Genomic DNA, 25,964 nt, shown 5'->3' with positions numbered 1-25,964 from the left:
AAGGCTCCTCACTGGTCAAGGTCCTTCTCGGCCGGAACGTCCCCCGCCGGGTAGCATGTGACATGCAAAAGCCCATTCGAGTGTAACGTTACGGGCCGGTGAGGAGACACGTCAAATGCCAGATGCGTATCACAGTCCGGTGGCGGTCGAGACGGCCGTCGACCTGGCCAACACCTTGAGACCGATCAAGGGAGAGGACGCGCTCGAGACCGTGGAGCAGCTCCGGGCCTTCCTCGACGACCATCCCGAGGCAGGGCCCCCGAACCACGGGACTGGCCCGCGTCGTCTCACCCGTGCCGATCTGGCGGAAGTCCGCGCGTTGCGCGAGACGGTGCGTGCCGTGCTGGAACGAGCGGCCACCGATCCGGCCGGAGCTGCGGCCCTGATCAACGACGGCCTGCGGCACAGCCGAGCCACCCCGGCACTGCGGCACGAGGACGACCGTTGGTGGACCGAGGTAACTTCCGACACCGACCGCTGCTCGGCGCACCTGGCCGCGACCACGCTCAGCGCACTGGCCTCCGTGATCGCCGCGCTCGGTCCGGCTCGTCTCGGCGTCTGTGCCGGGCTGAACTGCCGGGCCACTTTCGTCGACCTGTCGCGCAACGGCTCGAAGCAGTACTGCACCCGAAACTGCGCGCACCGGGCCAGTGTCGCGGCCTACCGGAGCCGGCAAAGCCCGGGCTGAGGCGCCCGCGATCCCGCCGGCCTCAGGGCTGCCGGAGCACGTTCGTCAACGTATGCGCCTCCTTGAGCAGCAACGCCCCCAGTTCGCCCCTCCGCTCCTCCCGGAACCGCGACTCCACCCCGGTCAGCGTCAACGCCCACGCGGGTTCCCCGGCTCGCGCGAACACCGCCGCAGCCATCCCCCAACTCCCTTCGACCACCAGCCCGGGATTGGTCGAATACCCGTCCTCCCGCGTCCGCGCGACCCGGGCCCGGACGTCCTCCGCCCGGTGCGCCGGACCCCATTCGCCGGTGAGGTCCACAGTGGACAGATACTCCTCGACCTCCCGGTCCGGCAGCATCGCCAGCACCACGAGCCCCGCCGACACCACGCCGAGCGGGAACCGGGCGCCCTCGTACAGCACGAACGACCGGATCGGGAAGTCGCCGTCCTCGCGCAGCAGGCAGACCGTCTCGTTGCCGCGGCGGGCCGAGAAGAACGCGCTTTCCCCGGTCGCCGCGGCCAGCCGGTGGACGCTCGCGCGCGCCTGCTGCGTCACGTCGTAGCGCGGGGCGGCGGCTTCGCCCAGCAGGTACAGCTCCGGGCCCAGATACCAGCGGCCGCTTTGCCGGTCGCGGTCGACGTAGCCCTCGGCGGCCAGCGACGCGAGCAGCCGGTGCACCGTCGGCCGGGCCAGGCCGCACTGGCGCGCCAGCCGAGAGGTCGACGCTCCGTCGCGGTGGGTGGACAATGCGCGCAGGACCGCGGACACCCGTCCGACTACGTGGTCAGGAGGCGAGGTGGGCACGGGAGGAAGGGTACGTCCGCTCAGTGGACGCATCGGGCGCGGGTGTTCGGTGCGCGAGAGGTTTGCCGGGGATCCCGGCGTGTCGGTTGACCCGTTTCCCCTGCGCTGGGTTGTATGCGGGGACTGACCACTCACCGAACGAAGTGGAGAGGATGCCGTGCCGACGAAGTACCGCAGCGCCGCGGAGGCCCTCGACGGGCTGCTCGAGGACGGGCTGACGATCGCGGTCGGGGGCTTCGGCCTCACCGGGAACCCGAACGACCTCATCGAGGCGGTCCGGGACTCGGGCGTGCGCGATCTGACGATCGTCTCGAACAACATGGGAGTCGACGGGGCCGGGCTCGGCATTCTGCTCGACAACCGGCAGGTGCGCCGGGTCGTGGCGTCGTACGTGGGCGAGAACAAGCTGTTCGCGCAGCAGTATCTCGACGGGACCGTCGAGGTCGAGTTCACCCCGCAGGGGACGCTCGCCGAGCGGATGCGGGCAGGCGGCGCGGGGATCCCGGCGTTCTACACCAAGTCCGGGGTCGGCACGCCGATCGCCGAGGGCAAGCCGCACGCCGAGTTCGACGGGGTCACCTACGTGCAGGAGCGGGGGATCGTCGCCGATCTTGCGCTGGTGCACGCGTACGTCGCGGACCCGGCGGGGAACCTGATCTACCGGTACGCCTCGCGCAACTTCAACCCGCTCGTCGCGACGTGCGGGAAGGTGACGGTGGCCGAGGCCGAGCAGGTTTCGGACGAGTATCTCGATCCGGAGCGGATCACCACGCCGGGGATTTACGTGCAGCGGCTGATTCAGGCGACTGCGCGGGAAAAGCAGATCGAGAAGCGGACCGTGCGCGTGCGCGAGGAGGCGTCGGCGTGAGCTGGAATCGCGATGAAATGGCCACGATCGGGGCTCGTGAGCTGCGGGACGGCGATTATGTGAACCTCGGGATCGGGATTCCCACGCAGGTGGCGAATCACATTCCGGACGGGGTGCAGGTTACCTTGCACAGCGAGAACGGGATTCTCGGGCTGGGGCCGTTTCCTTGGGAGGGGGAAGAGGATCCCGACCTGGTGAACGCCGGGAAGCAGACTGTCACGTTGCAGCCCGGGGCCAGTTTGTTCGATTCCGCCGAGTCGTTCGCGATGATTCGCGGCGGGCATATCGATTTGGCGTTGCTCGGGGCGTTGCAGGTGGGGGCTAATGGGGATCTGGCCAACTGGACTGTGCCCGGGGCGCTGGTCAAGGGGATGGGCGGGGCGATGGACCTCGTCGCCGGGGCTCGTCGGGTTGTGATCATTACTGATCACAATGCCAAGGACGGGACGCCCAAGATCGTGGAGAAGTGCACTCTGCCGTTGACCGGGGCTGGGGTGGTGAATCGGATTATCACCAACTTGGCCGTGCTGGATGTTACGGATGACGGGTTGAAGTTGGTGGAGTTGGCGCCTGGGGTTTCTCTGGAGGAGGTTCGGGAGAAGACTGGGGCGCCTGTCGCGGAGTAACGGCGGCTCGTCGCCTGGCGGCGACATTGCGCCCTGGGGCGTGGGGCACCCCGAAGCCGAGTGTGCTGACGGTTCGGGGGTGCTTGTCAAGGCGGGAAAGATGCCTTGACAAGCACCCCCGAACCGCAGGGGAGGCTTCGTATCGGGGTGCAGGGTGGGGGGTGGCTGCCTGGGGTGGTTTGGGTGTGGTGGTGGCGGTTTAGGGAGGGGGCTTACGCCCCGACGTCATATCGGGTGGGGCTGCGAGAAGTCTGTGAGGGGAACCCTGAGGGAATCTGATTCCTTCAGGGTTCCCCTCACGGACGTTGGGGTTATTGGGCGGGGAGGATGCGGCCTCGGACTTCGCCGAAGCCCAGGGGGGCGCCGCTGCTGGTGGTTGCGGTGCCGGTGATGGTGACCTCGTCGCCGTCTTGCAGGAAGGTGCGGGTCTCGCCGTTGACAGGCAGGGGGTCCCGGCCGCCCCAGGAGAGTTCCAGGAACGAGCCTCGTTCGGCCGGTTCCTTGCCGGAGATCGTGCCGGAGCCGTAGAGGTCGCCGGTGCGGGCGGAGGCTCCGTTGACGGTCAGGTGGGCCAGCATCTGCGCGGGCGACCAGTACATCTCGCGGTACGGCGGGCGGGCGACCTCCTGGCCGTTCCACTGCACCGTCAGGTTGACGTCCAGGCCCCACGGCGACGTTTCCCGCAGGTAGGGCAGGGGTTCCGGCGACGTCTGGCCGGGCAGCGGGACCCTGGCCTCGGCCAGAGCCAGGATCGGGACTACCCACGGCGAGATCGACGTCGCGAAGCTCTTGCCCAGGTTCGGGCCCAGCGGGACGTACTCCCAGGCCTGGATGTCGCGGGCCGACCAGTCGTTCAGCAGGACCGCGCCGAACACGTGCTTCGGGAAGTCGTCCGGCGAGACCGGGGTGTTGGCCGGAGTGCCCGCGCCGACGATGAAGCCCAGTTCCGCCTCGATGTCCAGGCGGGTGCTCGGGCCGAAGACCGGACCGTCCTCGCCCTTGCGCTGGCCGCTCGGGCGGACCACGTCGGTGCCGGACACGTAGACCGTGCCGGAGCGGCCGTGGTAGCCGACCGGGAGGTGTTTCCAGTTGGGCAGCAACGGTTCCGCGTCCGGACGGAACAGGCGGCCGACGTTCGACGCGTGGTGTTCCGAGGCGTAGAAGTCCACGTAGTCGGCGACGTCGATCGGCAGGTGCAGGGTGACGTCGCCGATCGCGTGCACGGCTTCGGCGGGTACGTCGCCGGTCACCAGCGTCTGCAGGCGCGTGCGGACCTCGACCCAGCGGTCGTAGCCCTGCGCCATGAAGGCGTTCAGCGTCGGCTCTGCGAAGACTGCGTCGCCCAAGGCGATCGACAGGTCCAGCACGTGCTCACCCACGCGCACGCCCACTCGGGGACTGCCGCCGCCTGCCGAGAAAACGCCGTACGGCAGGTTTTCGACGCCGAACGGGGAGCCGGCGGGGATGTCGAGCACGGTCATGCGGTGGCTCCGATCAGGCCTAGGTCTGTCAGTTCGGTGAGCGGGTCGGTGATGCTGCAGGTGCCGAACGAGGTGAACTGCGCGCGGGCCGCGGCCAGGCGTTCCGGGGCCAGCGCGCGGATGCGGCCGGCGACGACGGCGCCGTCGCGTTCGGCAAGCAGCGCAACGACTTCCTCGTCCTCGGCGCCGCGGCCGACCGCTTCGGCGGCGAGCAAGAGATTCAAGAATCCGTGCTGTTCGAAACCGGTCGCCGGGTCGGTGTTGCGGATCGCGTGGTGCAGGCCCGCGGTCGCCTTGAACGGGACGCCCGCGTCGGCGGCCGCGCGGATCGCTGCGGCCAGTTCGGCTTCGTCCGGGTAGTACTCGGCGGACGTGCCGCCGGTGCGGAACTTCGCCTTGTGCGGGGTGCCGGAAAGGGCCTGCAGCAACGGAATCCGGCGTTCGTCGCGCGGGATCTCCACGGCGACCGGGACCGGGCAACCGTCCACTGCGGACAGAAACTCGGCGACGCTCATTCCTTGCGGCACCGCGATTTCGAGCGATTCGACCGACACCGGCAGACCGTCGACGGCCTTGAGCACGTCGGCGATCCCGCCCGGTCCGGCGGGCAGCGTCACGGTGAGCGGCAACGGAGTTTCCCGGCCTGCGACGACTTCAGCCAGCTCCGCCAAGCCGGACGCGGCGACGACCAGCGGGCCGACCATCGCGGCGTACGCCGAAGCAGTGTGCCGGTCGTGCGCGGCGACGGCGTCCGGCAGCGGCGCGAGGCCGGGCGGGAAGACCGCCGCGTCGTCCAGCAAACCGCGGGTCAGTGCGTCGGTCACGACTGGGGTCCCCGTCCTGCCCAGGTCCAGGCGTAGCCGGGGTCGTCGCTCGCGTGGCCGCCCTCGCCGATCTCCAGCGGACGGAACGTGTCGACCATGACGGCCAGCTCGTCGAAGAACTCCGCGCCGATGGAACGCTCCACCGCGCCCGGCTGCGGGCCGTGGCTGTGCCCGCCGGGGTGCAGGCTGATCGAACCCTGGCCGATGCCGGAACCCTTGCGCGCCTCGTAGTTTCCGCCGCAGTAGAACATCACCTCGTCGGAGTCCACATTGGAATGGTAATACGGCACGGGGATCGAAAGCGGGTGGTAGTCGACCTTGCGCGGGACGAAGTTGCAGATGACGAAGTTGTTGCCCTCGAACACCTGGTGCACGGGCGGCGGCTGGTGCACGCGGCCGGTGATGGGCTCGAAGTCGGAGATGTTGAACGTGTACGGGTAGAGGCAGCCGTCCCAGCCGACCACATCGAACGGGTGCGTCGGGTACACGTAACGCGTGCCGACGACGCCGCGCGAGCCGCGGTGCTTCACCAGCACCTCGACGTCGGTGCCTTCCGCGAGCAACGGCTCGGCCGGGCCATGGAGGTCGCGCTCGCAGTACGGCGCGTGCTCCAGCAACTGGCCGTAGCGCGACAGGTAGCGCTTCGGCGGCGCGATGTGCGAGTTCGCCTCGATCACATAGGCGCGCAACGGTTCCGGGCCCTTCGGCACCCAGCGGTGTGTGGTGGCGCGGGGGAGGAGCACGTAGTCACCGGCGCGGGCGGGCAGTGCGCCGAACACCGTCTCCACGACCGCTTCGCCGGACTCGACGTACACGCACTCGTCACCGATCGCGTTGCGGTACAACGGAGAAGCCTCGCCGGCGGCGACGTAGGAAATCCGCACGTCGCCGTTGCCGAGCACGAGCCGGCGGTTGCTGACGACGTCCGCGCTCTTCCAGTCCTGGCCCGGAAACAGCGTGTGCAGCTTGAGGTGCAGAGGTTTGAGCGGCCGGTTCTCGGTGAGCGTCTGGTCCGGCAGTTCCCACGGCGTCGCGTCGACGATCGCGGACGGGATGCCGCGGTGATACAGCAGCGACGAGTCCGACGAGAAGCCCTCCTCGCCCATCAGCTCCTCGGAATAGAGCCCGCCTTCGGGCGTGCGGTGCTGGGTGTGCCGCTTAGGCGGGATGCTGCCCGCGCTGCGGTAGTAGGCCATGGGTCGCCTCCTCGGCGCGAAGTAATCAAAGTATGTACTACTTTCAGGCCAGCCTAGTCCACTGGCTGGCCTGGGGAAAGGGTCAGCGGCGGGTCGCGAACCCCGCCCGGCCGGAGATGAGCTTGTCCAGCAGCATCACCAGCACGCGCTGCTCGGCCTCGGTGAGCACCTCGACCCACCCGGCCTCGCGTTCGTTCTGCGCCTCGAACACCTCGAGCATCTCGGCGTGCCCGGCTTCGGTGAGCGAGAGCCGTACCGAGCGGCCGTCCGTCTCGCCCGGCGTCCGCGTCAGCAAACCCTCGCTGACCAGGGTTTTCGCCAGATTCGACACCGCCGCCCGGCTCATGCCGGTGAGCCGGGCGGCGGCGGACGGTTCGAGCGGCCCGGCCAGCCACACCACGAACAGCACGCGAAACGCCGACCACGAACGCCCGCGCGGCCGGTGCACGGCGGATTCCAGGTCGTAGGTCACCAGGTTGGACGCCCGGTTCAGGGTCAGCAGCACCTCGGTCGCCAGCTGGTGGCGGAACCCGAATTCCTCCGAAAGCCTGCGGTTGGCCAGCGCGATGAACGACCAGAAGTCGAGCGAGTCCGGGTCCGGCGGCGCGGCGGAGTCCTGCATGGACAGCACTGTAACCGCGCCGCCGGGATAATCAAACTCGAAACTACTTCACCGGACGAGACAGGCGGGCGCCCGCGTCGCGCGGCACTTTCAGGAACGCCAGCATCACCGCGGCGACGATCAGGCAGCCGATCGGGAAGTACAACCCGACCGTCACGTCGGTCTCCGTAGCCGCGAGCCCGATCGCGTACGGCCCGAAGAACCCGCCGAGCGCGGCGATCGAGTTGATCGCGGCCAGGCCGACCGCCGTGTGCTCCTTCGACAGCACCCGCGCGGCCATCGCCCAGTACGGAGCGAGGTAGCCAAGCACGCCGATCGCCGCCAGCGACAGGCTGATCAGCGACAACGTCGGCACCGTCTTGAACTGGATCGCGCCGAAGAACCCGATCGCCGCCACCAGCACGGTGCCGATCACGTGTCCCTTGCGCTCGCCGGTGCGGTCGGAGTTGCGGGCGAGCAGCAGCATGCCGACCGCGCCGACGACGTACGGGATCGCGCCGAGCAGGCCGATGTTGGTCGAGGAGTACTTCGGGTCGAGCTGCTTCACGATCAGCGGCAGGAAGAACGTCAGCCCGTACAGGCCGCAGGCGATGAAGAGGTTGGAAATCGCCAGCAGCATGACCTTGCCGTCGCGCACCGCGCGCAGCTGGCCGAGGAACGTTTCCTTCTCCTCCGGCACGTACTCGCGGTCGATCTCGGCCTGCAGCCAGGAGCTTTCCTCGGCGGTCAGGAACTTGGCGTCGGCGGGCTTGTTCGGCAGGTAGAAGAAGGTCAGCAGGCCGATCAGCACCGCGGGCGCGCCCTGCAGGATGAACACCCACTGCCAGCTGCTCATGCCGGCCCAGTGCACGTGGTCGAGGATCCAGCCGCCGAAGAGGCTGCCGAGGATCAGCGCGATCGGCTGCGCGAGCGCGAGCGTCGCGATGGCCCGGCCGCGCTCCTTGCCGCGGAACCAGAAGGTCAAGTACAGCAGCAGCCCGGGGAACAGCCCGGCCTCGGCGATGCCGAGCAGGATCCGCGCGATCATCAGGTGCGTGACGCTCGCGACGAACCCGGTCAGCACGGTCACGATGCCCCAGCTGACCGCGATCCGGCTGAGCCACAGCCGGGCCCCGACCTTCTTCATGATCATGTTGCTGGGGACCTCGAACACCACGTAGGCGAGGAAGAAGATCGCCGACGCGACGCCGAAGGTCGCGGCCGTGATGGTGAGCTCTTTGGCCATGCCGAGCTGGGCGTAGCCGATGTTCGCCCGGTCCATGTAGTTGAAGATGTAGAGCAGCAGGACGATGGGCATGACACGCATGCCGACCTTGCGGACGGTGCGTCTGGCCAGCGGGGAGTCCGCCGTCGTGGCGGCTGCGGCGGGGACGGGCATGGGGTTCTCCTCGACGGTGAGCAGTAACTCTGAAAGATCAGGCAGCGGCGGAGCGGCCGGCGATGCGGCCCATGGTGACGGCGTTGGCGACCGCGTTGCCGCCGCCGACGTAACGGAAGCCGAGCACGCCGGCGCCGGCCTCGCCCGCGGCGAACAGTCCGGGCACGCGGTTGCCGCGGACATCGAGCACCGCGGCGCTGGAGTCGATCTCCAGTCCGGCGTGCGTGCAGACCAGTTCGGCGGGCAGCGTGCGGGCGGCGAAGAACGGTCCGGTCTCGATCTTCGCGGGCGATTCGGCCGATCCCTTGGCGGACAAGGTTTCGTGCCGCAGGAACTCCGGGTCCTCGCCGGTGGGGAGCTGGACGTTCCATCTGTCCACAGTGGCCCGGAGGGCGTCGGCGGGCACGTTCATCTTGCCCGCGAGTTCCTCCAGCGTGTCGGCGCGCAAGGTGCGGCCGGCGTCCGCTTCGGACAGTACGTGTTCGGCGTTCCAATGCGCGTAGCCCGGCGGAAGGTCGCGACGCGCTCGGTCGTCGAAGACCATCCACACTGGACCGTCCTGCGCGGAAATGATGCCGTTGGACACCGCGTACGACGCGTCCTCGTCCATGAACCGGCGGCCGTGCGCGTTCACCAGCACCCGCGAGCGCGGCGGGAAACCGGACTGCCAATGGTGCAGGCGCTGGAAATACGCGGTCGGCAACAGCAATCCCCAGCCCTCGCCGGTGATCGAGGCCGAAACCTGCTCGCCGAACGCGAAGTGGTCGCCTCGCGAGCCGGGTGCTGCGACGACGAACAGATCCTCGCCCGCCGCGTCCGCGTCCGGGTAGTACCGCGAGCGCAGCGCGGGATCCTGGGCGAACCCGCCGCTGGTCACGATCACCGAATTCGCGCGGACCTCGATGCCGTCGGCGACCACGCCAGCGACCCGCCCGTCCTCCACGAGCAGCCGTTCGACCCGGGTGTTCAGCACCGCCTCGGCCCCGGCCTTGCGGCGAGCGCGGTCGAGCACCTGGACGAGGCCGTAACCCTGGTCCTTCGGCACGTGCCCGCGCCAGACGTCCTCGACGCCCGCTCGGGTCAGCCCCGGCGTGTGCGCGTCATGCGACACCTTCGCCGGGATCTCCGCGCCGAGCCCGATCAGCCACTCGACAGCGGGACCGGCTTCGCGGCAGAACGTCTTGAGCAGACCGGGTTTCAGCTGCCACTGGTTGAGGTCGAGGTAGTGCTGGAAGAACCGGTCCGGCGTGTCCTCGATGCCCAGTTCGCGCTGGACGCTCGTGCCCGCCGCGGTGAGCATGCCCGCGGACAGCTGGGTCGAGCCGCCGAGTTCCTTTTCGGACTCGAACAGCATCACCGAGGCACCGTGCTCGGCCGCGGACACGGCGGCGGCCAGCCCCGCACCGCCCCCGCCGATCACCACGACATCAGCGTCGACGCTCATCCGAGATCACCTCCGGTTTCGGCGAGAATGCGATGGTAGAGACCGTTCGATACGAGACCGCCGTCCACGGTGACCTCGCTCCCGGTCAAGTAGGTGGAGCGATCCGACAGCAGGAACAGCACCGTGTCGGTGATCTCCTGGGGATCGGCCATCCTTCCGGCGGGCACACTGTCCACAGCGGACTTGACGAACGCGTCCGCGCCGGCCAGCAGCCCGGTGTCGACCAGTCCGGGATGGACCGAGTTGACCCGGATTCGCCACTTCGCGAAATTGCCCGCGGCGGACTTCGACAATCCGGTCAAGCCCCATTTGCTCGCCGAGTAGGCGGGGGAGAAGTACCCGATCTGGCCGGAGATCGACGAGATGTTCACGATCGAACCGCCGCCCGAATCGCGCATCAGCGGCGCCGCCGCGCGCATCCCGTGGAACGGCCCGGACAGGTTCACCGCCAGCACCCGGTCCCAGACTTCCGCGGTGGTGTCCTGGAATTCCAGCCGCCGCGAGATCCCGGCGTTGTTCACGAGCCCGCCGAGCGAACCGTGTTCGGCGCGGATCCGGTCGAGCACGCGAGTCCACTGTGCTGGCTCGACCACGTCCATTGTGTACGGCGTCGCCGCACCACCTGCCGCGCGGATCTCGTCCGCGATTTCGTCCGCACCAGCGAAATCCGCGACGCAGACGTGCACGCCCCGTTCGCCGAGCGCACGGGCGTGTTGCGCGCCCATCCCGTTCGCCGCGCCCGTCACGAGCACGACGTCCGGGTAGCGCACGGCTTCGGTGGCGTCAGACATGCCGGGAGCCGCCGTCGACCGCGAGGCTGTGCCCGGTCACGTACCGCGAGCTGTCCGAAAGCAGGAACAGCAGCACGCTGCACACCTCTTCCGGCGAGCCGATCCGGTGCAGCGGCACCGCGTCCAGCGCCTTCGCCAGCGCGGGCGCGTCGTCCTGGATCCAGCGCGTCATTTCGGTGTCGATGTAGCCCGGGGCGATGGAATTGACCCGGATGCCCTGGTCGCCGAGTTCCACCGCGAGCGATTCGGTGAGGTGCGCGACGGCCGCCTTGGAGCTGCAGTACGCCGCGCGCCCCTTGCGCACGCGGACCGCGGACACCGACGCCATGTTGACGATCGCGCTGCCCGGTTCCATCCGCGCGGCCGCGGCCTGCGCGCCGAACAGCACGCCCTCGACGTTCACCGAAAGCGTCGAGCGGATCTGCTCCGGGGTGATGTCGGGCACCTCGGCGAACGGGAAGATCCCGGCGTTGTTGACCCAGAAATCGATGCGGCCGAACTCGTCGATCGCACGCTGGGCGAGCGCGACGTGGTCCTCGGCGCGGGTGACGTCCAAAGCGGACGCGACGATCCGGCCCGGCTTGTCCTCAATGGACTCCGCGGCCAGCGCGACGGTCAGCTCGTCGGCGGTGGCGGTCATCGCGGCGGCGTCGAGATCGCCGCCCACCACGTGCACCCCGCGCGTGGCGAGACCGGCGGCGAACCGCGCGCCCATGCCGCGGGCCGCGCCGGTGACCACCGCGACCTTGCCCGGCATTTCCGGGTACCGCGCGGTCGCGGGCTGGTGCAGCACCCGGCCGGGGCCGGTGGGCTCGAGAGTGGTCATCTGGGTTTTCTCCTCGTTGTTTCTCAGGGCTCGCGGTGCACGGTGCGGCGGCGCACGCGCCAGCCTTCCGCGGTGCGCACGAGTTCGTCGTCCAGCACGGTGAGCCGGTGCAGCCGCGGGGAACCGCCTTCCGGCGTCCCGACGATCTGCAAATAGGCGAGCGCTCGCAAGGCGTCCTCGGACTGTCCTAACCGGACCTCCACTGTGGACACGACGTGCCGCAGCCGCTCACCGGACTCCGCGCACCCGGCGTGGAACCGCTCGGCGAACGCGGTCAGCGCGGACGTTCCGGCAGCGGGCTCCGGATAGCTGGGCGAGACGAACTCCCCGTCCGGGGTGAACGTGGCGGCCCAGCGCGCGGCCTGCCCGGAGTCGATGGCGTGGCTCTGGCGGCCGTAGAGCTGATGCACCGCCAGCACGTCCTCGACGGGGACTTCGCTCATGTCAGGGACCTCGATCCGCAGGGGAGTTGCCTCGAGCGGCAAACGTGCTATATTCGCACGCACCGTGCGATATGTAGGAACAGTAGGTCGCCGGACAACTGTCGTCAAGGGAGCCGTGTGTCCGAATCGGGGACGTCGAAGACGCTGAGCCACGGGCTTCAGGTGCTGGAGCTGCTGGTGGAGCATCCGCAGGGGCTCACGATGACCGAGATCGCCGACGGCATCGGCGTGCACCGCACGGTCGCGCACCGGCTGGTGCGCACGCTGGAGGCGCACCATCTCTGCCGGCGCGACCGGTTCAAGCGGATCTCGCTCGGCACCGGTCTCGTGCGCCTCGCCGAACCGGTGGAACAGGACCTGCGCACGCTCGCGCGCCCGGTGCTGGAGGAACTTTCGGACGCCGGTCGGGCGTCGGCGCACCTGGTCGTCCGCGAAAACGCCGAGCAGGTGCGGATGCTGATGATCGTGGAACCGCGGCAGGCGCGGATGCACGTGTCGTTCCGCAGCGGCCAGCTGGACCCGATAGGACGCGGTTCGGCCGGGCTCGCGCTGCTTTCGGCGGAGCCGCCGGTGGAGGGGGAGCGTGAGGAGATCACGCGCGCCCGGTCCCGGGGCTACGCGGTGTCAGTGGGGGAGATCGCGCCGGGCATCACCGGGATTTCCGCGGTGGTGCCGACTGGTCGTGACGCACCAGGAACGAGCATCGGACTCTCGCTGTTCGAGGCCCCGGACCCGGACGAGCTGGGCCGGTTGGTCGTGGCGTCGGCGCAGCGCCTCGGCTCGCTGCTGAAATGACCTACCGGCCGACGAGCCCGGCCTCGTGCGCCAGCAGCCCGGCCTGCGTCCGGTTCGTGCAGTCGAGCTTCACCAGCATCCGCGACACGTAGCTCTTCACCGTCGCCTCCGCCAGATGCAGCCGACCGGCGATGTCCGCATTGGACAGTCCTTCTCCCAAACAAGCCAGCACATCCCGCTCCCGCTCCGTCAACCCGGCGGTCCGGCGGCGGGCCTCGTCGTCACGGCGCTGGCCGTCCGACGACAGCGCGACCAACCGGCGCGCGGCCGACGGCGACAGCACAGTGTGCCCGTCCGCGGCGACCCGGACCAGGCCGATCAGATCCTCCGGCGGCGTCGACTTCACCAGGAACCCGGCCGCGCCCGCGCGCAGCGCGCGGATGACGTAGGTGTCCGCGTCGAACGTCGTCAGCGCGACGACGGCGGGCGGTTCCGGCAGCGCGCAGATCCGCTCGATCGCGGTCAGCCCGTCGACCCCGGGCATCCGCAGGTCCATCAGCACCACCGAAGGCCGGTGCCGGACCACTTCCTCGACCGCCTCGGCGCCGTCCCGCGCCTGCGCGACTACCTCGATGTCGCCGGCCGAACCGAGGATCGTGCGCAGGTGCGCGCACACCATCGGCTCGTCGTCGGCCACCACGACCGTGATCACCGGGCAGCACCTTCCGTGGTCGGGACGTAGGCGGGAAGTATCGCACCGATGCGGAACCCGCCGCCCGGCGCCGGGCCCGCCTCGAAGGTCCCGCCGACGAGTTCGACGCGCTGGCGCAGTCCGCTCAGCCCCGCGCCGGAGCCGCTGCCCGCGAGTGCCGCGTCCGGCGGCTGGGTCGCGCGAGTGTTGGCGACGGCTACGTCCAGTCCGCCTGGGTGATAGCGCAGCGAAACCGTCGCCGAGCAGCCCGGCGCGTGCTTGCGGATGTTGGTGAGAGCTTCTTGCACCACGCGGTACGCGGTGCGCGCGACGGTCGGCGACACCGAAGTCCGGTCGCCGGTCACGGAAAGCTCGGTCGCGATGCCGACCGCGACGGATTCGGCGACCAGGTCCGCCACCTCGCCGGGAAGCGGCGGATTCGGCACTGGCGGTTCGACTCCGGTGCCGTTGCGCAGCACGCCGACCAGGTCGCGGAGTTCGTCCAGGGCGTGCGCGCCTTCGCGCCGGATGTCCTCGGCCGCCGACTTCACCGACGGATCCGGCGACGTCACGCCAAGCGCGCCCGCGTGCAGCACCATCAGGCTCAACCGGTGGGTCACCACGTCGTGCATCTCGCTCGCCAGCCGTCGCCGCTCGGCCGCCAGCGCCTGTTCGGCGAGCAGATGTTGCTCGCGTTCCGCGCGTTCGGCCCGGTCCCGCAACGAACTCAGGAGCTGTCGACGCGCCTCGAAGTACAGAGACACCGCCACCGGAAGCGCAGTGCTCAGCAACCCGAACGGCGTCGTGTTCCAGGCCGGGTTCCATGGCCGCGTCGCCAGCAGCGCCAGGAATCCGGCGATCCACAACAGCCGCCGCCGATCGAACTGCCGGACGAGCTGCGCCAGGACGATCGGCGTGATCGTGGGGACGGTCATCAACGTCGGCTGGCGGGTGGGCACGAGCAGGCCGGGGGAGAAGAGATCGGATGCCAGCATCGCCAGCGAGGCCACGATCAGCAGCCCGGCCACCGCGTTCGGGAAGCGCGCGAGAAGAAGCAGGGACGCGTCGCAGACGAGTTCCAGGACGAGCGTCGCGTACGGCCCGAGGAAACCGGTGGTGGGCCCGGCGGCGAGAAAGAGCCCGAAGTCGAGGCAGGCGAACGCCAGCGCGGCGCCGCCCAGCCAGAGCCAGTCGGTCGACCGCGGCCACGAACGGCACGTGCTGGTCACCCGGCCACGGTATCCGTTCGCCCGTCCGGCCGCGCCGGATCCGCACCGCCCGGGTGTCCGGCTACCGCCGAAAGTTGCGGCCGAGCCGAGAGCGATCCACTTTCGTCGCAGCGGGTCGATACCGAGCGCGCTTACCCCGCACCCGCCCGGCGCGGTGGACTCGACGCCATGACGAGCGAGGAAATCCCGCGGTTCGCCCGGCTGCCCGTGCTGGCGGTCGCGGCGGCCGCGGTCGCGCTGCTGGTGGCGACGAGCACCCGGTACGCGCACGGGTTCGACGAGCTGTACTTCCTCGTGGCTGGTCGAGATCACCTGGCCTGGGGGTATTTCGACCAGCCGCCGCTCGTCCCGCTGCTGGCCGGCGCGCTCGACCAGTGGTTCCCCGGTTCGCTGGTCGCGTTGCGCCTGCCGATGGCGCTCGCGGCCGGCGCCGGGGTCGTGGTGACCGCGCTGACCGCCCGCGAACTCGGCGGCGGTCGCGGGGCACAGGTCATGGCGGCCGGGGCGTACGCGACTTCCGGGCTGATGATCATCAGTCACTGGGTCGCCACGTATGCGCTGGATCCGTTCTTCTGGACACTCGTGGTGTTCCTTCTCGTGCGCTGGACCCGGACCCGGCGCGACGGCTTGCTCTTGTGGGCCGGAGTGGTCACCGCGGTGTCGCTGCAGACGAAATTCCTGATTCCCGCGTTGTGGGGCGCGGTGCTGGTGTCCGCGCTCGTTCTCGGACCGCGGAAGCTGGTGTCGCGGCCGAAGCTGTGGCTGGGTGCGCTGATCGCCGTCGTGGCCACCCTGCCGACGTTCCTCTGGCAGGCCGCGCACGGCTGGGCTTACACCCGGATGGGCGAAGTCGTCGCGGCCGAATTCCCCGGCTACCTCACCTTCGCGCGCGACGGTTTGTCAGGCGCGGGAATGGGAATCGGCGTGCTGGCCCTGCTGTACGGGATGTGGCGGTTGTTCCGATCGCCGGACCTGGTGCCGTACCGGTACCTCGCGGTGGCGTTGCTGCTGGTCGTGGCGGTGATCATCGGGACGCACGGCCGCTCGTACTACCTGATGAGCCTGTATTCGCTGCCGTTCGCCGCCGCCGCGACGGAGCTTTCGCGGCGGAATCTTGTGCGCTGGTGGAAGATCCCGGTCGGAACCGTTTTCGCGCTTTCGGCGGCGGTCGCCATCGCCGGATTGCCGGTGTGGCCAGCGTCGATGAAAGCGACGTCGTTCGGGCCCTTTCCGCTCGGCACCGTGTTCGCGGCCGGGGAGACCGCGCAACAGCAGCTGGCGGACGGCGTCGGGCAGACGTATCAGTCGCTGCCCGAGTCGGTGCGCCGGGAAACCGCCGTATACGGGGAAATCTACCCGTTCGCCGCGGCCGTGGAGTACTACGGTCCGCGCTACGGGATCAACAATGTCTACAGTGGACACCGAGGATACTGGTACTTCGACCGGCCGCCGGATTCGGCGAAGAACGTGCTTTTCACGGGCTTCGATCCGGCGTTGCTGAGACCGTACTTCTCTTCGGTGACCGAAGTGGTGCCCGGGCTGATGTGGCTGTACACCGGGCGGAAGCAATCCTGGGAAACGATCTGGCCAGAGGTGAAGAAACAATGAGCGACTCCTTGCCCGCACGCGCGTACTTCCTCGCCTGCGACTCCGGCGGCGGCCCGGTCTCCCGCCGCTCCCACGCGGCCCTGCTGGTCCGCGCCGCCGCGGTGACCGACCTGGTGCTGCGCGGCAACCTCCGCGACCAGCGCGGCCACGCCGAACCGACCGGTGCCGCCCCGACCGGCGACCTCCTGCTCGACGACCTGCTCGCCGACCTTCGCGCGCACAGCCCGGCGTCCTGGCGCGCGGTGCTGCGGCGGGGCAAGAACGACACGCTGCAGTCGCTGGAAACGCAACTCTCCGCGGCGGGTTTGCTCGAAGAAGGCAGCAGTTCTGTCTTGCACCGCAAGGTTTTTCTTCCTTCCGACCCCGCGCGAGTACGCGACGCGCACGCGCAACTCGACCACGCCCTGACCGCCCCGCTGTCCGAAGTGGACGCTTCAACCGCGGCGCTGGCCGCTCTCGCCGCGGCCTCCGGAGCCGGGATGTCCCGGTCGGACGCACGACACCACGCCGACCGGCTGAAGGAACTGGAGAAGCTCGCCGGACCGGTGGTTCCGGCGCTGCGCAAGGCGGTAGCGGGCCGACGGGCGGCTCGGATCGCGGCGTTCTCCGGCGGTTCCGGAGGTTGAGCCGTCGGTCAGCCGAGGGGGCTGACCGACGGTTCGGCCGCCGCCGAAGCGTGGACGTCGTACCGTGGCGGACATGACCTCCTTCGCCGCGCTGCACGTCCCCGGCCGTCCGCTTCTGCTGCCGAACGTCTGGGAGTTCGGCTTCGCCGCCGCCCTCGCCGCCGCGGGACACCCGGCAGTCGGCACCACCAGCCTCGGCGTTTCGGCCGCCGCCGGGCTCGCCGACGGTGCTCCGGAGTCCCGGGCCGCGACCGTCGCTTTGGCGAAATCGCTGGCACCACTGGACATCCTGGTCAGCGTCGACCTCGCCGACGGCTTCAGCGCTGACCCCGGGGAAGTAGCGGACCTCGTCGCGGAACTGGCCGACGCCGGGGTCGTGGGCGTCAACCTGGAAGACGGCCGAGCCGACACCCTCGCTCCGATCGTCGTTCAGGCCGCCCTGCTGGCCAAGGTGCGCGAACGAGTCCCAGGCATGTTCCTCAACGCCCGCACCGACACGCATTGGCTCGGCATCGGCCCGGTCGCGGACGCCATCACCCGGGCCCGCGCCTATGCCGACGCTGGTGCCGACTGCGTCTTCGTCCCCGGTCTGCACGAGCCCGCGGACGTGACAGAGTTGGTCGAAGCGGTCGAAGTGCCGGTGAACCTCCTGCACCTGCCTGGGAAAGCCACTTTCTCCGAATTGGCTTCTTTGGGCGTCGCAAGGGTCAGTCTCGGCTCAACGCCTTACCGGGTAGCACTTTCCGCCGCACTGGCCACAGTGGACTCTGTCCGAGACGAGACGGAACTGCCGCTGAAGCCGCCTTCGTACGGTGATGTCACGGCGCTGCTCCCGTAATCTGGACGACATGATCTTCGGAGGAAGCACCGACTTCGCTGTCCCCGCCGGATACCTCAACACGCCCAGCATCGGGATCCCGCCGACGCCCGTCGCCGAAGCGGTCGACTCCGCGGTCGCCCGCTGGCGCACCGGACAGGACACCCCGTCGGACTTCGACGAGGCGGTATCCCGTTCCCGCAACGGTTTTGCACGGCTGGCCGGGGTTCCGGCGGATCGGGTGGCGATCGGCGCGTCGGTGTCGCAGCTGGTGGCGAACGTCGCGGGCGGGCTGGCTCCGGACGCCCGGGTTCTGGTCGCCGAGAACGAATTCACCAGCGTCACGTTCCCGTTCGCGCAGCGGGCGAACGTCACCGAAGCGCCGCTCGCCAAACTGGCGCAGCACGTCGAAGGCCACGACCTCGTCGCGGTCAGCCTCGCGCAGTCCGCCGACGGCGCGCTCCTCGACACCGCCGCGCTGCGGGCCGCCTCCGAAGCCGCGGGCGTGCCGGTCCTGATCGACGTCACGCAAGCCGCGGGCTGGCTTCCGCTGGACGTCGCGTGGGCGGACTGGATCGTCTGCGGGGGCTACAAATGGCTGTTCTCGCCGCGCGGCTGCGCTTGGCTCGCGGTGCATCCGCGGGCGCACGAACGGACCCGCCCGGTCGCCGCGAACTGGTACGCCGGCGACGATCCGTGGTCGTCGGTATACGGAATGCCACTGCGCCTGGCCGGAAACGCGCGCGGGTTCGACCTTTCGCCGGTGTGGCTGTCTCACGTCGGCGCAGCGGAGGCGTTCGACTACTTCGCGTCACTGGACGTCGCGGCGGTGCGCGAACACAACGCCGGCCTGGCCGATTCCCTGCGCGCCGCGGCGGGACTGGAGCCGCAGGGGAGCGCGATCGTGGCTCTGGAAGCCGACCCGGCGCGGCTGGCGGAAGCCGGGGTCGTCGCGAGCGTCCGCAACGGGCGGGTACGGGTCGGTTTCCACCTCTACAACGGCCCTGACGACGTCGAACGGGTTCTGGGAGCGCTGGGCTGAGCGTCTGGGCTCAGCGCCGGGGAAGGGGTGAACTACGGTAGTCGCGTGTCGCACCCGCAGTTCACCCCCGGTACCCCCGGCCTTTCGGACACGGCTCCGATCCCGGCCGTGCCCGCGCGGCCGGGCCCGCCGCCGTCCGGCCCGCAGCGCACCAACCGCGCTCTGCTGCTGCGCGGCGCCGGACTCGTGGCGATCGCCGTCGTGGCCGGGCTCGTCTGGTACTTGATCCGGCACGACAGCACGCCTGCCGAGCCGGTCGCCGAGCCTCCGGCGACGACGAAGCCCGCCTTCGACTACAAGCTGGCCGAAGGCCCGGTCAAGGCCACCGACTGCGTCGCCAACGCCTACTCGGGGGCCAAGAAGTTCTTCCAGGACAACCCGTGCAAGTCCCTGGCACGGGCGCTGTACACGGTGCAGTCCGGGGACGCGAAGGCGCTGGTCTCGGTCGTGCTGGTGACAATGCCCGACGCGGCGAAGGCGACCGAGCTGAAGCAGCTCACCGACCGGGACGGCACGGGCAACGTCAGCGACCTGGTCCGCGACGGCACCTTCCACGACACCGACGCCCCGAAACTGAGCGGCGACCAGGCCGAGTACGAGTCGAAGGCCACCGGCTCCGAGGTGACGATCGTGCTGACCGATTTCTACTACGGCCACCACGACAAACAGCTGCTGAACCGGATCGCGAAGAACGCGGTGAAACTGTCCGCCAAGCTCCGCTGAGGTTTCGGGAAGCGCGCAGGCCCGGGTTCCGCCCGGCCTGCGCGCTTTTCCTATGCGGGCTGCCCGGGGAGGGCAACCGCGGCGGGCTTCTGGCCCGCCTCCTGCCGCCAAGGCATCCCCCGGCGCGCCGCGGCGATCAACGCCTGCAACGCCATCCCGCGCAACCCCGAATCGTCGGTATGCGTAAGCACGGCAAGCCAAGCCGCCGCCGTATCCGCCTCCGCGCTGGCCACCAGCGCAGCAGCCGAAGCAGTGTCCGTAACCGGCTTAGGCGGCACGTACGCGGCTTCAGGCGCCACCGGCGTCGCTGAAGCCGAAGTGATCATCTGCGTCACGACGTCGCGCCGCGCGGTGTGCTCCGCGCGCCCAGACTTCACCGCGTCGCCGAAATCTCCGGGCAGGAACGCCGTCACCAGCCCGTACACCCACAACGACGCGTGCTCGGCCGCAAGCGCCTTCTGCAGCGAATCCACTGAGTCCTTCGGCACCGACGACGGCGCGGATGCGGCCTTCGCGTCGGCCCCCGGCCCCAGCTCCGGCGCGACCCGCTGCAGCCCCGCACATCCGGCGGCCACCGACGCGACGAGCCCGGCCCGGTACGCGGGCAGCGCGGGAACCAGGTCCTCGGCCTGCTTGCGCGCGGCGGCCAGCCGGTCCTTGAACCCGCCCAGGTCCGCGGGCGCGGGCGGGACGTTCGCCGCCTTCTTGGGCCGGTTCAGCCGGTCCACCTCGGCCTTGAGCGCGGCCGCCTGCGCGGCTCTGGCGTCGGCCACCTGGCCGGCCGCGTCGCCGCCGGACGGGAGCTTCCTGGCCGCGGCGGCGTCCGCCTCGGCCATCGCCAGCAGCGGGGCCAGCGGATCGGGGGCGTCGTCGTAGCCGCCCGAGCAGGCGGCGAGCGGCACAGCCGCGGCGGCAGTGGCGCTCAGCGCGCCCAGACGCAGCACGGCGCGCCGGGAGAAGTCTGCGGTCACGTCGGCCCATCCTGCCAGGCCGCCCGGGTGCGCCGCCGCTCGCGCGTCCTGGCGGGGGCGCAGGATAAGCTTGACCTTCACCGACCACAGCCGTGACCAGCCCGCGTCACGACGGCCGAACAGGAGTGCTCCACGTGCCCAACGAACTCGCCAGCCGGCTGGAGCCGATCGTGGCCGAAGCCGTCACGACCGCGGGTTTCGACCTCGACTCGCTCGAGGTGCAGCAAGCCGGACGGCGACAGCTGGTGAAGGTGGTCGTCGACTCCGACGACGGCGTCGGGCTGGACGAGGTCGCCGAGGTCAGCCGCACCGTCTCGGCCGCACTCGACGAGAACGAGCACGTGCTGGCGAGCGCCTACACGCTCGAGGTCACCTCTCCCGGCCTCGACCGGCCGCTCACCCAGCGACGGCACTGGCGGCGCGCCCGGTTCCGTCTGGTCAAGATCACGCCCGTCGAGGGCGCGGCCTACCTCGCCCGCGTCGGGCACGCCGGCGAGAAGAGCGTGCGCGTGCTCGTGGACGGCCGGATCAAGGACGTGCACTACCAATCCGTCGCGAAGGCCGTGGTGGAAGTCGAATTCAAGCAACCGCCCGCCGAAGAGCTCAAACAGCTGACCGCGGACGAGAACGACAAGGACAAGAAGGAGGAGTCGAAGTGAACGTGGACATCGCCGCGCTGCGGGCGATCGAACGGGACAAGGACATCCCCTTCGACACGGTCATCGAGGCCATCGAGACCGCGCTGCTCACCGCGTACAAGCACACCGAGGGCCACCAGTCGCACGCCCGCATCGACATCGACCGCAAGACCGGCCTCGTCCGCGTCCTCGCGCACACCCTCACGTCCGAGGGCGAGGTCGACGAGGAGTGGGACGACACCCCCGAGGGCTTCGGCCGGATCGCCGCCACCACCGCGCGCCAGGTCATCCTGCAGCGGCTGCGCGACGCCGAGCACGAGAAGACCTACGGCGAGTTCTCCGCCAAGGAGGGCGAGATCGTGGCCGGAGTGGTGCAGCGCGACGCGCGCGCCAACGCCCGCGGCATGGTCGTGATCCAGGTCGGCGACACCGAGGGCGTGCTGCCGCAGGCCGAACAGGTCGCGGGGGAGTCCTACGAGCACGGCACCCGGATCAAGGCGTTCGTGTTCGGCGTGTCGCGCAGCAACCGCGGCCCGCAGATCATGCTGTCGCGCTCGCATCCGAACCTGGTGCGCAAGCTGTTCGCGCTGGAGGTCCCGGAGATCGCCGACGGCACCGTCGAGATCGCCGCGGTCGCCCGCGAACCGGGGCACCGGTCGAAGATCGCCGTGCGCTCCACCATCCCCGGCGTGAACGCCAAGGGCGCCTGCATCGGCCCGGTGGGCGCGCGCGTGCGCAACGTGATGAGCGAGCTGGCCGGCGAGAAGATCGACATCATCGACTGGTCCGACGACCCGGCCAAGTTCGTCGGGAATGCATTGTCGCCGGCGAAGGTTGTTTCGGTACGTGTCGTGGACGAGCGGGCCAAGACGGCGAGGGTCGTCGTGCCGGACTTCCAGCTGTCGCTCGCGATCGGCAAGGAAGGCCAGAACGCCCGGCTGGCGGCCCGGCTCACCGGCTGGCGGATCGACATCCGGAGCGACGCGGCGCCCGCCGAACCGGCCGGTCCGGCCGAGGGTGAGCAAGACCACGCCGGCCAGGCGCGGCCCGCCGCGGCAACCGGTTCGGCCGACTGAAGGTGCAGGCGCTAGACTCGACAACGGTTCAAGACCCGCGAAGGGCCACTGGGGACACCCCCGACCTCCAGCGTCACCGGCAGTCACCGGTGCGCACGTGTGTCGGCTGCCGGAAACGGGACTTGACCGGTGAACTGCTGCGCGTGGTCGCGGCGGGCGGGCGGCTGGTCGTCGACGAACGTCGGCGGCTGCCGGGCCGGGGAGCGTGGCTGCACCCCGGCACGGGCTGCCTGGCCAAAGCCGAGCGGAAACGGGCGTTCCCCCGGGCTCTTCGAGTCCAGGGCGCGCTCGAGGCCGCGGAGCTGCACGACCACGCGGCGTTCGCCGCGGACGACGACTCCGGGACACACCCGGGGTCGCGAGATACAAGGAAGCAGGTCGACCCGTCATGAGTCAGCCGTGAAGCTGAAGCCATGAACGCGCGACGATAAGGACGAGGTCAGCGGGTCCCCGCCTGGCCTCCCCTAGATGAGGAGAGCTGTGCCAGGCAAGGCCCGTGTACACGAGCTCGCTAAGGAGCTCGGGATCACCAGCAAAGAAGTTCTCGCCAAGCTGAAGGAGCAGGGCGAGTTCGTGAAGTCCGCGTCGTCCACCGTCGAGGCGCCCGTCGCCCGCCGGCTCCGCGACGCGTACCCCGCCAAGGGCGGGAAGAAGCCCGGCCCCACGCCGGGACCGCGGCCTCCCGCTCCGGCGGCCCCGAAGCCGCCCGCCCAGCAGCAGAGCGCGCCCGCGCAGGCTCCGGCCCAGCCGGCGCCCGCGCAGCAGCAGGCGCCGGCCGTCAAGCCGGGCCCGCAGGCCGTGAAGCCGGCCGCGTCCCCGGGCCCGAAGCCCGGCGGCCCGCGCCCCGGTCCGCGCCCGCCCGCCCCGGCCCAGCCGGAGCCGGCCGCGGAGGTCCCGGCCGCCAAGGCCGAGCCCGCCGCGCCGAAGCAGGCCCCGAAGCAGCAGGACGCGGCGTCGGCCGGTTCGGTCGTGCCGCCCAAGCCGCAGGGCCCCAAGCCCGGCGGTCCCAAGCCCGGTCCGCGCACCCCGCGGGTCGGCAACAACCCGTTCGGCGTCGGTTCCGGTTCCCCGGCCCCGCGTCCGCCCGCCCAGCGCCCCGGCCCCGGTCAGGGCGGCGACAACCGTCCCCCGCGTCCGGGCGGCGGCCAGGGCGGCGGAGAGCGTCCGCCGCGTCCCGGCGGACAGGGCGGCGGCAACCGGCCGAGCCCGGGCAACATGCCCCCGCGCCCGAACCCCGGCATGATGCCGGGCCGTGCCCGTCCTGCCGGACCGGCAGGCGGCCGAGGCGGTCCCGGCGGCGGCGGCGGTCGTCCCGGTGGCGGCGGCGGTCGTCCGGGCGGCGGCGGTGGCGGCGGTTTCCGCGGCGGCCCCGGTGGCGGCGGCGGTGGCGGCGGCTTCCGTCCCGGTGGCGGCGGCGGTGGCGGCGGCGGCTTCCGTCCTGGCGGCGGCGGTGGCGCCCCGGCAGGCGGCGGCGGTTTCCGCGGCGGCGGCGGTCGTGGCGGCCCCGGCGGCCGCGGCGGCACGGCAGGCGCCTTCGGCCGTCCCGGCGGGCCCTCGCGCAAGGGCCGCAAGTCGAAGCGGCAGAAGCGCCAGGAGTACATGGACAACATGCAGGCGCCCAGCGTCGGCGGCGTCCGCCTGCCCAAGGGGCAGGGCGAGACGATCCGGCTGCCGCGCGGCGCTTCGCTGACCGACTTCGCCGAGAAGATCGACGCCAACCCGGCTTCGCTGGTGCAGGTGCTCTTCCACCTCGGCGAGATGGTCACCGCGACGCAGTCCGTGTCGGACGACATCCTCGAGCTGCTCGGCGGCGAGATGAACTACGTCGTCCAGGTCGTCTCCCCCGAGGAGGAGGACCGCGAGCTGCTCGAGACCTTCGACATCACCTACGGCGACGACGCCGGCGGCGAGGAGGACCTGCAGGTCCGGCCGCCGGTCGTGACCATCATGGGTCACGTCGACCACGGTAAGACCCGGCTGCTGGACACGATCCGCAAGACGAAGGTCCGCGAAAGCGAGGCCGGCGGGATCACCCAGCACATCGGCGCCTACCAGATCGAGACCGAGCTCGAGGGCAACCCGCGCCTGATCACCTTCATCGACACCCCGGGCCACGAGGCGTTCACCGCCATGCGTGCCCGAGGCGCGAACTCGACCGACATCGCGGTGATCGTGGTGGCGGCCGACGACGGCGTCATGCCGCAGACGGTGGAGGCGATCAACCACGCGCAGGCCGCGAAGGCCCCGATCGTGGTCGCGATCAACAAGATCGACAAGGAGGGCGCGAACCCGGACAAGATCCGGCAGCAGCTCACCGAGTACAACCTCATCGCCGAGGAGTACGGCGGCGACACGATGTTCGTCGAGATCTCCGCGCGGGAGAACATCAACATCGACGGGCTTCTCGAGGCGATCCTGCTGACCGCGGACGCGGCTCTGGACCTCCGGGCCAACCCGGACATGGAGGCCCAGGGCGTCGCGATCGAGGCGCACCTCGACCGCGGCCGCGGCCCGGTGGCCACCGTCCTGGTCCAGCGCGGCACGCTGCGCGTGGGCGACTCGGTCGTGGCGGGCGACGCCTACGGCCGCGTCCGCCGGATGGTCGACGAGCACAACGAGGACGTCACCGAGGCGCTGCCCTCGCGTCCGGTCCAGGTCATCGGGTTCACCTCGGTGCCGGGAGCGGGCGACACCTTCCTGGTGGTCGACGAGGACCGCGTCGCCCGGCAGATCGCCGAGCGCCGCTCCGCCCGCACCCGCAACGCGCTCAACGCGTCGCGCCGCAAGCGGGTCAGCCTCGAGGACCTCGACTCCGCCTTGAAGGAGACGAGCAGCCTCAACCTGATCATCAAGGGTGACAACTCGGGTACCGTCGAGGCGCTCGAAGCGGCCTTGCTGCAGCTGGACGTCGGCGAAGACGTCGAGCTGAACGTGGTGCACCGCGGCGTCGGCGGCGTGACCGAATCGGACATCGACCTGGCGACCGCGTCCGACGCGATCGTCCTCGGGTTCAACGTCCGGGCGCAGGGCAAGGCGACCGAGCGGGCCACCCGCGAGGGCGTCGACGTGCGCTACTACACGGTCATCTACCAGGCGATCGAGGAGATCGAGCAGGCGCTGAAGGGCATGCTCAAGCCGGAGTACGAAGAGGTCGAACTGGGCCGCGCCGAGGTCCGGGACGTCTTCAAGTCCTCCAAGATCGGCACGATCGCGGGTTGCCTGGTCATGTCCGGCGAGATCCGGCGCAACGCCAAGGCCCGCCTCCTGCGCGACGGCAACGTGGTCGCGCAGAACCTGCCGATCAACTCGCTGCGCCGCTTCAAGGACGACGTGGTCGAGGTCCGGGAAGGGTACGAGTGCGGTCTCACGCTGGGCTCGTACAGCGACATCAAGGTCGACGACGTGATCGAGACCTACGAACAGCGGGAGAAGCCCCGTGCGTGAGTGACCGGTCCGGGGTGCGCCAGGCGCGCACCCCGGACCGCCCTCGCGGCACAACTTCGCAGCCTATGTTTGTCGGAGCCCTAGAGCTCGACCTGCTGCTCGACGACGTGCATTCGTTGAAGCAGAAACGATCCGTGGTGCGGCCGGTGGTGGCCGAACTGCGGAAGCGGTTTTCCGTCTCGGTCGCCGAGGCGGGACATCTGGACCTGCACCGGCGCGCGCTCATCGGCGTCGCCGCGGTCGCCCCCGACGGAGAGCACATCCGGGACGTGCTCGACGCGTGCGAGCGGTTCGCGGCCGGACGCCCCGAGTTCGAACTGCTCTCCGCGCGCCGCCGGCTGCTCGGCCCGGACGACTAGAACACCGGGAAATCCGGAGAAGGAGACCTCA

General features: G+C 70.3%; 27 protein-coding genes. 14 read left to right on the top strand and 13 right to left on the bottom strand.

The features are described 5' to 3' along the window. Positions 1 to 115 precede the first annotated feature (115 nt). Positions 116 to 688, top strand: coding sequence for a CGNR zinc finger domain-containing protein (locus ACZ7OI_RS19550; protein WP_470265603.1), 573 nt, complete (start codon positions 116 to 118; stop codon positions 686 to 688). A 22-nt stretch (positions 689 to 710) separates the two neighbouring features. On the opposite strand, the gene ACZ7OI_RS19545 is transcribed toward ACZ7OI_RS19550, so the two are convergent. Further along, entirely contained in the window at positions 711 to 1,475 is a 765-nt protein-coding gene (locus tag ACZ7OI_RS19545) for an IclR family transcriptional regulator (RefSeq protein WP_470265602.1), read from the bottom strand. Between the two features lie 157 nt (positions 1,476 to 1,632). Here ACZ7OI_RS19545 and ACZ7OI_RS19540 point away from each other — a divergent pair, with 157 nt between their 5' ends. After that, complete coding sequence (locus ACZ7OI_RS19540) at positions 1,633 to 2,343, top strand: CoA transferase subunit A (protein WP_470265601.1); 711 nt, start codon at positions 1,633 to 1,635, stop codon at positions 2,341 to 2,343. Further along, positions 2,340 to 2,969: a CoA transferase subunit B gene (locus ACZ7OI_RS19535; protein ID WP_470265600.1), complete on the top strand. Its 630-nt coding sequence runs from the start codon at positions 2,340 to 2,342 to the stop codon at positions 2,967 to 2,969. Before ACZ7OI_RS19540 ends, ACZ7OI_RS19535 begins: the two co-directional genes overlap by 4 nt. A gap of 311 nt (positions 2,970 to 3,280) precedes the next feature. Here the strand turns inward: ACZ7OI_RS19535 and fahA are convergent, their stop codons facing one another. From fahA to ACZ7OI_RS19490, 9 genes are all read right to left on the bottom strand, one after another. Further along, positions 3,281 to 4,450: a fumarylacetoacetase gene (gene fahA / locus ACZ7OI_RS19530; protein ID WP_470265599.1), complete on the bottom strand. Its 1,170-nt coding sequence runs from the start codon at positions 4,448 to 4,450 to the stop codon at positions 3,281 to 3,283. Further along, positions 4,447 to 5,304, bottom strand: a complete 858-nt coding sequence (locus ACZ7OI_RS19525) for a hypothetical protein (RefSeq protein ID WP_470265990.1) — start codon at positions 5,302 to 5,304, stop codon at positions 4,447 to 4,449. Before ACZ7OI_RS19525 ends, fahA begins: the two co-directional genes overlap by 4 nt. Beyond that, the gene (locus ACZ7OI_RS19520; protein ID WP_470265598.1) at positions 5,271 to 6,470 is read right to left on the bottom strand and encodes a cupin domain-containing protein; all 1,200 of its coding nucleotides are present in this window, start codon (positions 6,468 to 6,470) and stop codon (positions 5,271 to 5,273) included. Before ACZ7OI_RS19520 ends, ACZ7OI_RS19525 begins: the two co-directional genes overlap by 34 nt. A gap of 82 nt (positions 6,471 to 6,552) precedes the next feature. Then, positions 6,553 to 7,092, bottom strand: a complete 540-nt coding sequence (locus ACZ7OI_RS19515; RefSeq protein WP_470265597.1) for a MarR family winged helix-turn-helix transcriptional regulator — start codon at positions 7,090 to 7,092, stop codon at positions 6,553 to 6,555. 43 nt (positions 7,093 to 7,135) lie between these two features. Beyond that, a complete protein-coding gene (locus tag ACZ7OI_RS19510) occupies positions 7,136 to 8,470 on the bottom strand; it encodes an MFS transporter (protein WP_470265596.1) in 1,335 nt (444 codons plus the stop codon). A gap of 37 nt (positions 8,471 to 8,507) precedes the next feature. Continuing rightward, positions 8,508 to 9,914, bottom strand: coding sequence for an FAD-dependent oxidoreductase (locus tag ACZ7OI_RS19505; protein ID WP_470265595.1), 1,407 nt, complete (start codon positions 9,912 to 9,914; stop codon positions 8,508 to 8,510). Then, positions 9,911 to 10,705 (bottom strand): SDR family NAD(P)-dependent oxidoreductase, encoded by a 795-nt coding sequence (locus ACZ7OI_RS19500; RefSeq protein ID WP_470265594.1) that lies wholly within the window; start codon positions 10,703 to 10,705, stop codon positions 9,911 to 9,913. The genes ACZ7OI_RS19505 and ACZ7OI_RS19500 overlap by 4 nt, the downstream gene beginning before the upstream one ends. Next, the gene (locus tag ACZ7OI_RS19495; protein WP_470265593.1) at positions 10,698 to 11,531 is read right to left on the bottom strand and encodes an SDR family NAD(P)-dependent oxidoreductase; all 834 of its coding nucleotides are present in this window, start codon (positions 11,529 to 11,531) and stop codon (positions 10,698 to 10,700) included. The genes ACZ7OI_RS19500 and ACZ7OI_RS19495 overlap by 8 nt, the downstream gene beginning before the upstream one ends. A gap of 23 nt (positions 11,532 to 11,554) precedes the next feature. Then, entirely contained in the window at positions 11,555 to 11,974 is a 420-nt protein-coding gene (locus ACZ7OI_RS19490) for a nuclear transport factor 2 family protein (RefSeq protein ID WP_470265592.1), read from the bottom strand. Between the two features lie 117 nt (positions 11,975 to 12,091). Between ACZ7OI_RS19490 and ACZ7OI_RS19485 the strand changes: the two genes are divergently transcribed. Next, the gene (locus ACZ7OI_RS19485; protein WP_470233700.1) at positions 12,092 to 12,769 is read left to right on the top strand and encodes an IclR family transcriptional regulator; all 678 of its coding nucleotides are present in this window, start codon (positions 12,092 to 12,094) and stop codon (positions 12,767 to 12,769) included. A 1-nt stretch (position 12,770) separates the two neighbouring features. On the opposite strand, the gene ACZ7OI_RS19480 is transcribed toward ACZ7OI_RS19485, so the two are convergent. Both ACZ7OI_RS19480 and ACZ7OI_RS19475 read right to left on the bottom strand, forming a co-directional pair. Further along, on the bottom strand, positions 12,771 to 13,421 hold the full coding sequence (locus ACZ7OI_RS19480; protein WP_470265591.1) for a response regulator: 651 nt from the start codon (positions 13,419 to 13,421) through the stop codon (positions 12,771 to 12,773). After that, positions 13,418 to 14,629: a sensor histidine kinase gene (locus ACZ7OI_RS19475; protein WP_470265590.1), complete on the bottom strand. Its 1,212-nt coding sequence runs from the start codon at positions 14,627 to 14,629 to the stop codon at positions 13,418 to 13,420. Before ACZ7OI_RS19475 ends, ACZ7OI_RS19480 begins: the two co-directional genes overlap by 4 nt. A gap of 168 nt (positions 14,630 to 14,797) precedes the next feature. Here ACZ7OI_RS19475 and ACZ7OI_RS19470 point away from each other — a divergent pair, with 168 nt between their 5' ends. The 5 genes from ACZ7OI_RS19470 to ACZ7OI_RS19450 all read left to right on the top strand — a co-directional run bounded on the left by ACZ7OI_RS19470 (position 14,798) and on the right by ACZ7OI_RS19450 (position 19,445). Continuing rightward, positions 14,798 to 16,237 carry an ArnT family glycosyltransferase gene (locus tag ACZ7OI_RS19470; protein WP_470265589.1) on the top strand — a complete coding sequence of 480 codons (1,440 nt, stop codon included), beginning with the start codon at positions 14,798 to 14,800 and terminating at the stop codon, positions 16,235 to 16,237. Next, the gene (locus ACZ7OI_RS19465) at positions 16,234 to 16,863 is read left to right on the top strand and encodes a GPP34 family phosphoprotein (protein WP_470265588.1); all 630 of its coding nucleotides are present in this window, start codon (positions 16,234 to 16,236) and stop codon (positions 16,861 to 16,863) included. Before ACZ7OI_RS19470 ends, ACZ7OI_RS19465 begins: the two co-directional genes overlap by 4 nt. A gap of 73 nt (positions 16,864 to 16,936) precedes the next feature. Further along, a complete protein-coding gene (locus ACZ7OI_RS19460) occupies positions 16,937 to 17,701 on the top strand; it encodes an isocitrate lyase/PEP mutase family protein (RefSeq protein ID WP_470265587.1) in 765 nt (254 codons plus the stop codon). Between the two features lie 10 nt (positions 17,702 to 17,711). Further along, positions 17,712 to 18,722, top strand: a complete 1,011-nt coding sequence (locus ACZ7OI_RS19455) for an aminotransferase class V-fold PLP-dependent enzyme (RefSeq protein ID WP_470265586.1) — start codon at positions 17,712 to 17,714, stop codon at positions 18,720 to 18,722. 45 nt (positions 18,723 to 18,767) lie between these two features. After that, positions 18,768 to 19,445, top strand: a complete 678-nt coding sequence (locus tag ACZ7OI_RS19450; RefSeq protein ID WP_470265585.1) for a hypothetical protein — start codon at positions 18,768 to 18,770, stop codon at positions 19,443 to 19,445. Between the two features lie 50 nt (positions 19,446 to 19,495). On the opposite strand, the gene ACZ7OI_RS19445 is transcribed toward ACZ7OI_RS19450, so the two are convergent. Continuing rightward, the gene (locus ACZ7OI_RS19445; protein ID WP_470265584.1) at positions 19,496 to 20,416 is read right to left on the bottom strand and encodes a ferritin-like domain-containing protein; all 921 of its coding nucleotides are present in this window, start codon (positions 20,414 to 20,416) and stop codon (positions 19,496 to 19,498) included. Between the two features lie 134 nt (positions 20,417 to 20,550). Here ACZ7OI_RS19445 and rimP point away from each other — a divergent pair, with 134 nt between their 5' ends. The 5 genes from rimP (at position 20,551) to ACZ7OI_RS19420 (ending at position 25,933) form a co-directional block, all read left to right on the top strand. Continuing rightward, positions 20,551 to 21,075 carry a ribosome maturation factor RimP gene (gene rimP / locus ACZ7OI_RS19440; protein ID WP_470265583.1) on the top strand — a complete coding sequence of 175 codons (525 nt, stop codon included), beginning with the start codon at positions 20,551 to 20,553 and terminating at the stop codon, positions 21,073 to 21,075. Beyond that, a complete protein-coding gene (gene nusA / locus ACZ7OI_RS19435; RefSeq protein WP_470265582.1) occupies positions 21,072 to 22,130 on the top strand; it encodes a transcription termination factor NusA in 1,059 nt (352 codons plus the stop codon). The genes rimP and nusA overlap by 4 nt, the downstream gene beginning before the upstream one ends. 89 nt (positions 22,131 to 22,219) lie before the next feature. Beyond that, positions 22,220 to 22,522, top strand: coding sequence for a YlxR family protein (locus ACZ7OI_RS19430; protein WP_470265581.1), 303 nt, complete (start codon positions 22,220 to 22,222; stop codon positions 22,520 to 22,522). A gap of 88 nt (positions 22,523 to 22,610) precedes the next feature. Then, entirely contained in the window at positions 22,611 to 25,574 is a 2,964-nt protein-coding gene (gene infB, locus ACZ7OI_RS19425; protein ID WP_470265989.1) for a translation initiation factor IF-2, read from the top strand. A gap of 65 nt (positions 25,575 to 25,639) precedes the next feature. Further along, entirely contained in the window at positions 25,640 to 25,933 is a 294-nt protein-coding gene (locus ACZ7OI_RS19420) for a DUF503 domain-containing protein (protein ID WP_037812533.1), read from the top strand. Positions 25,934 to 25,964 lie beyond the last annotated feature (31 nt).

This window comes from Amycolatopsis sp. NPDC114503 (assembly GCF_055633655.1).
This window is presented reverse-complemented; position numbering and strand designations above follow the sequence as displayed.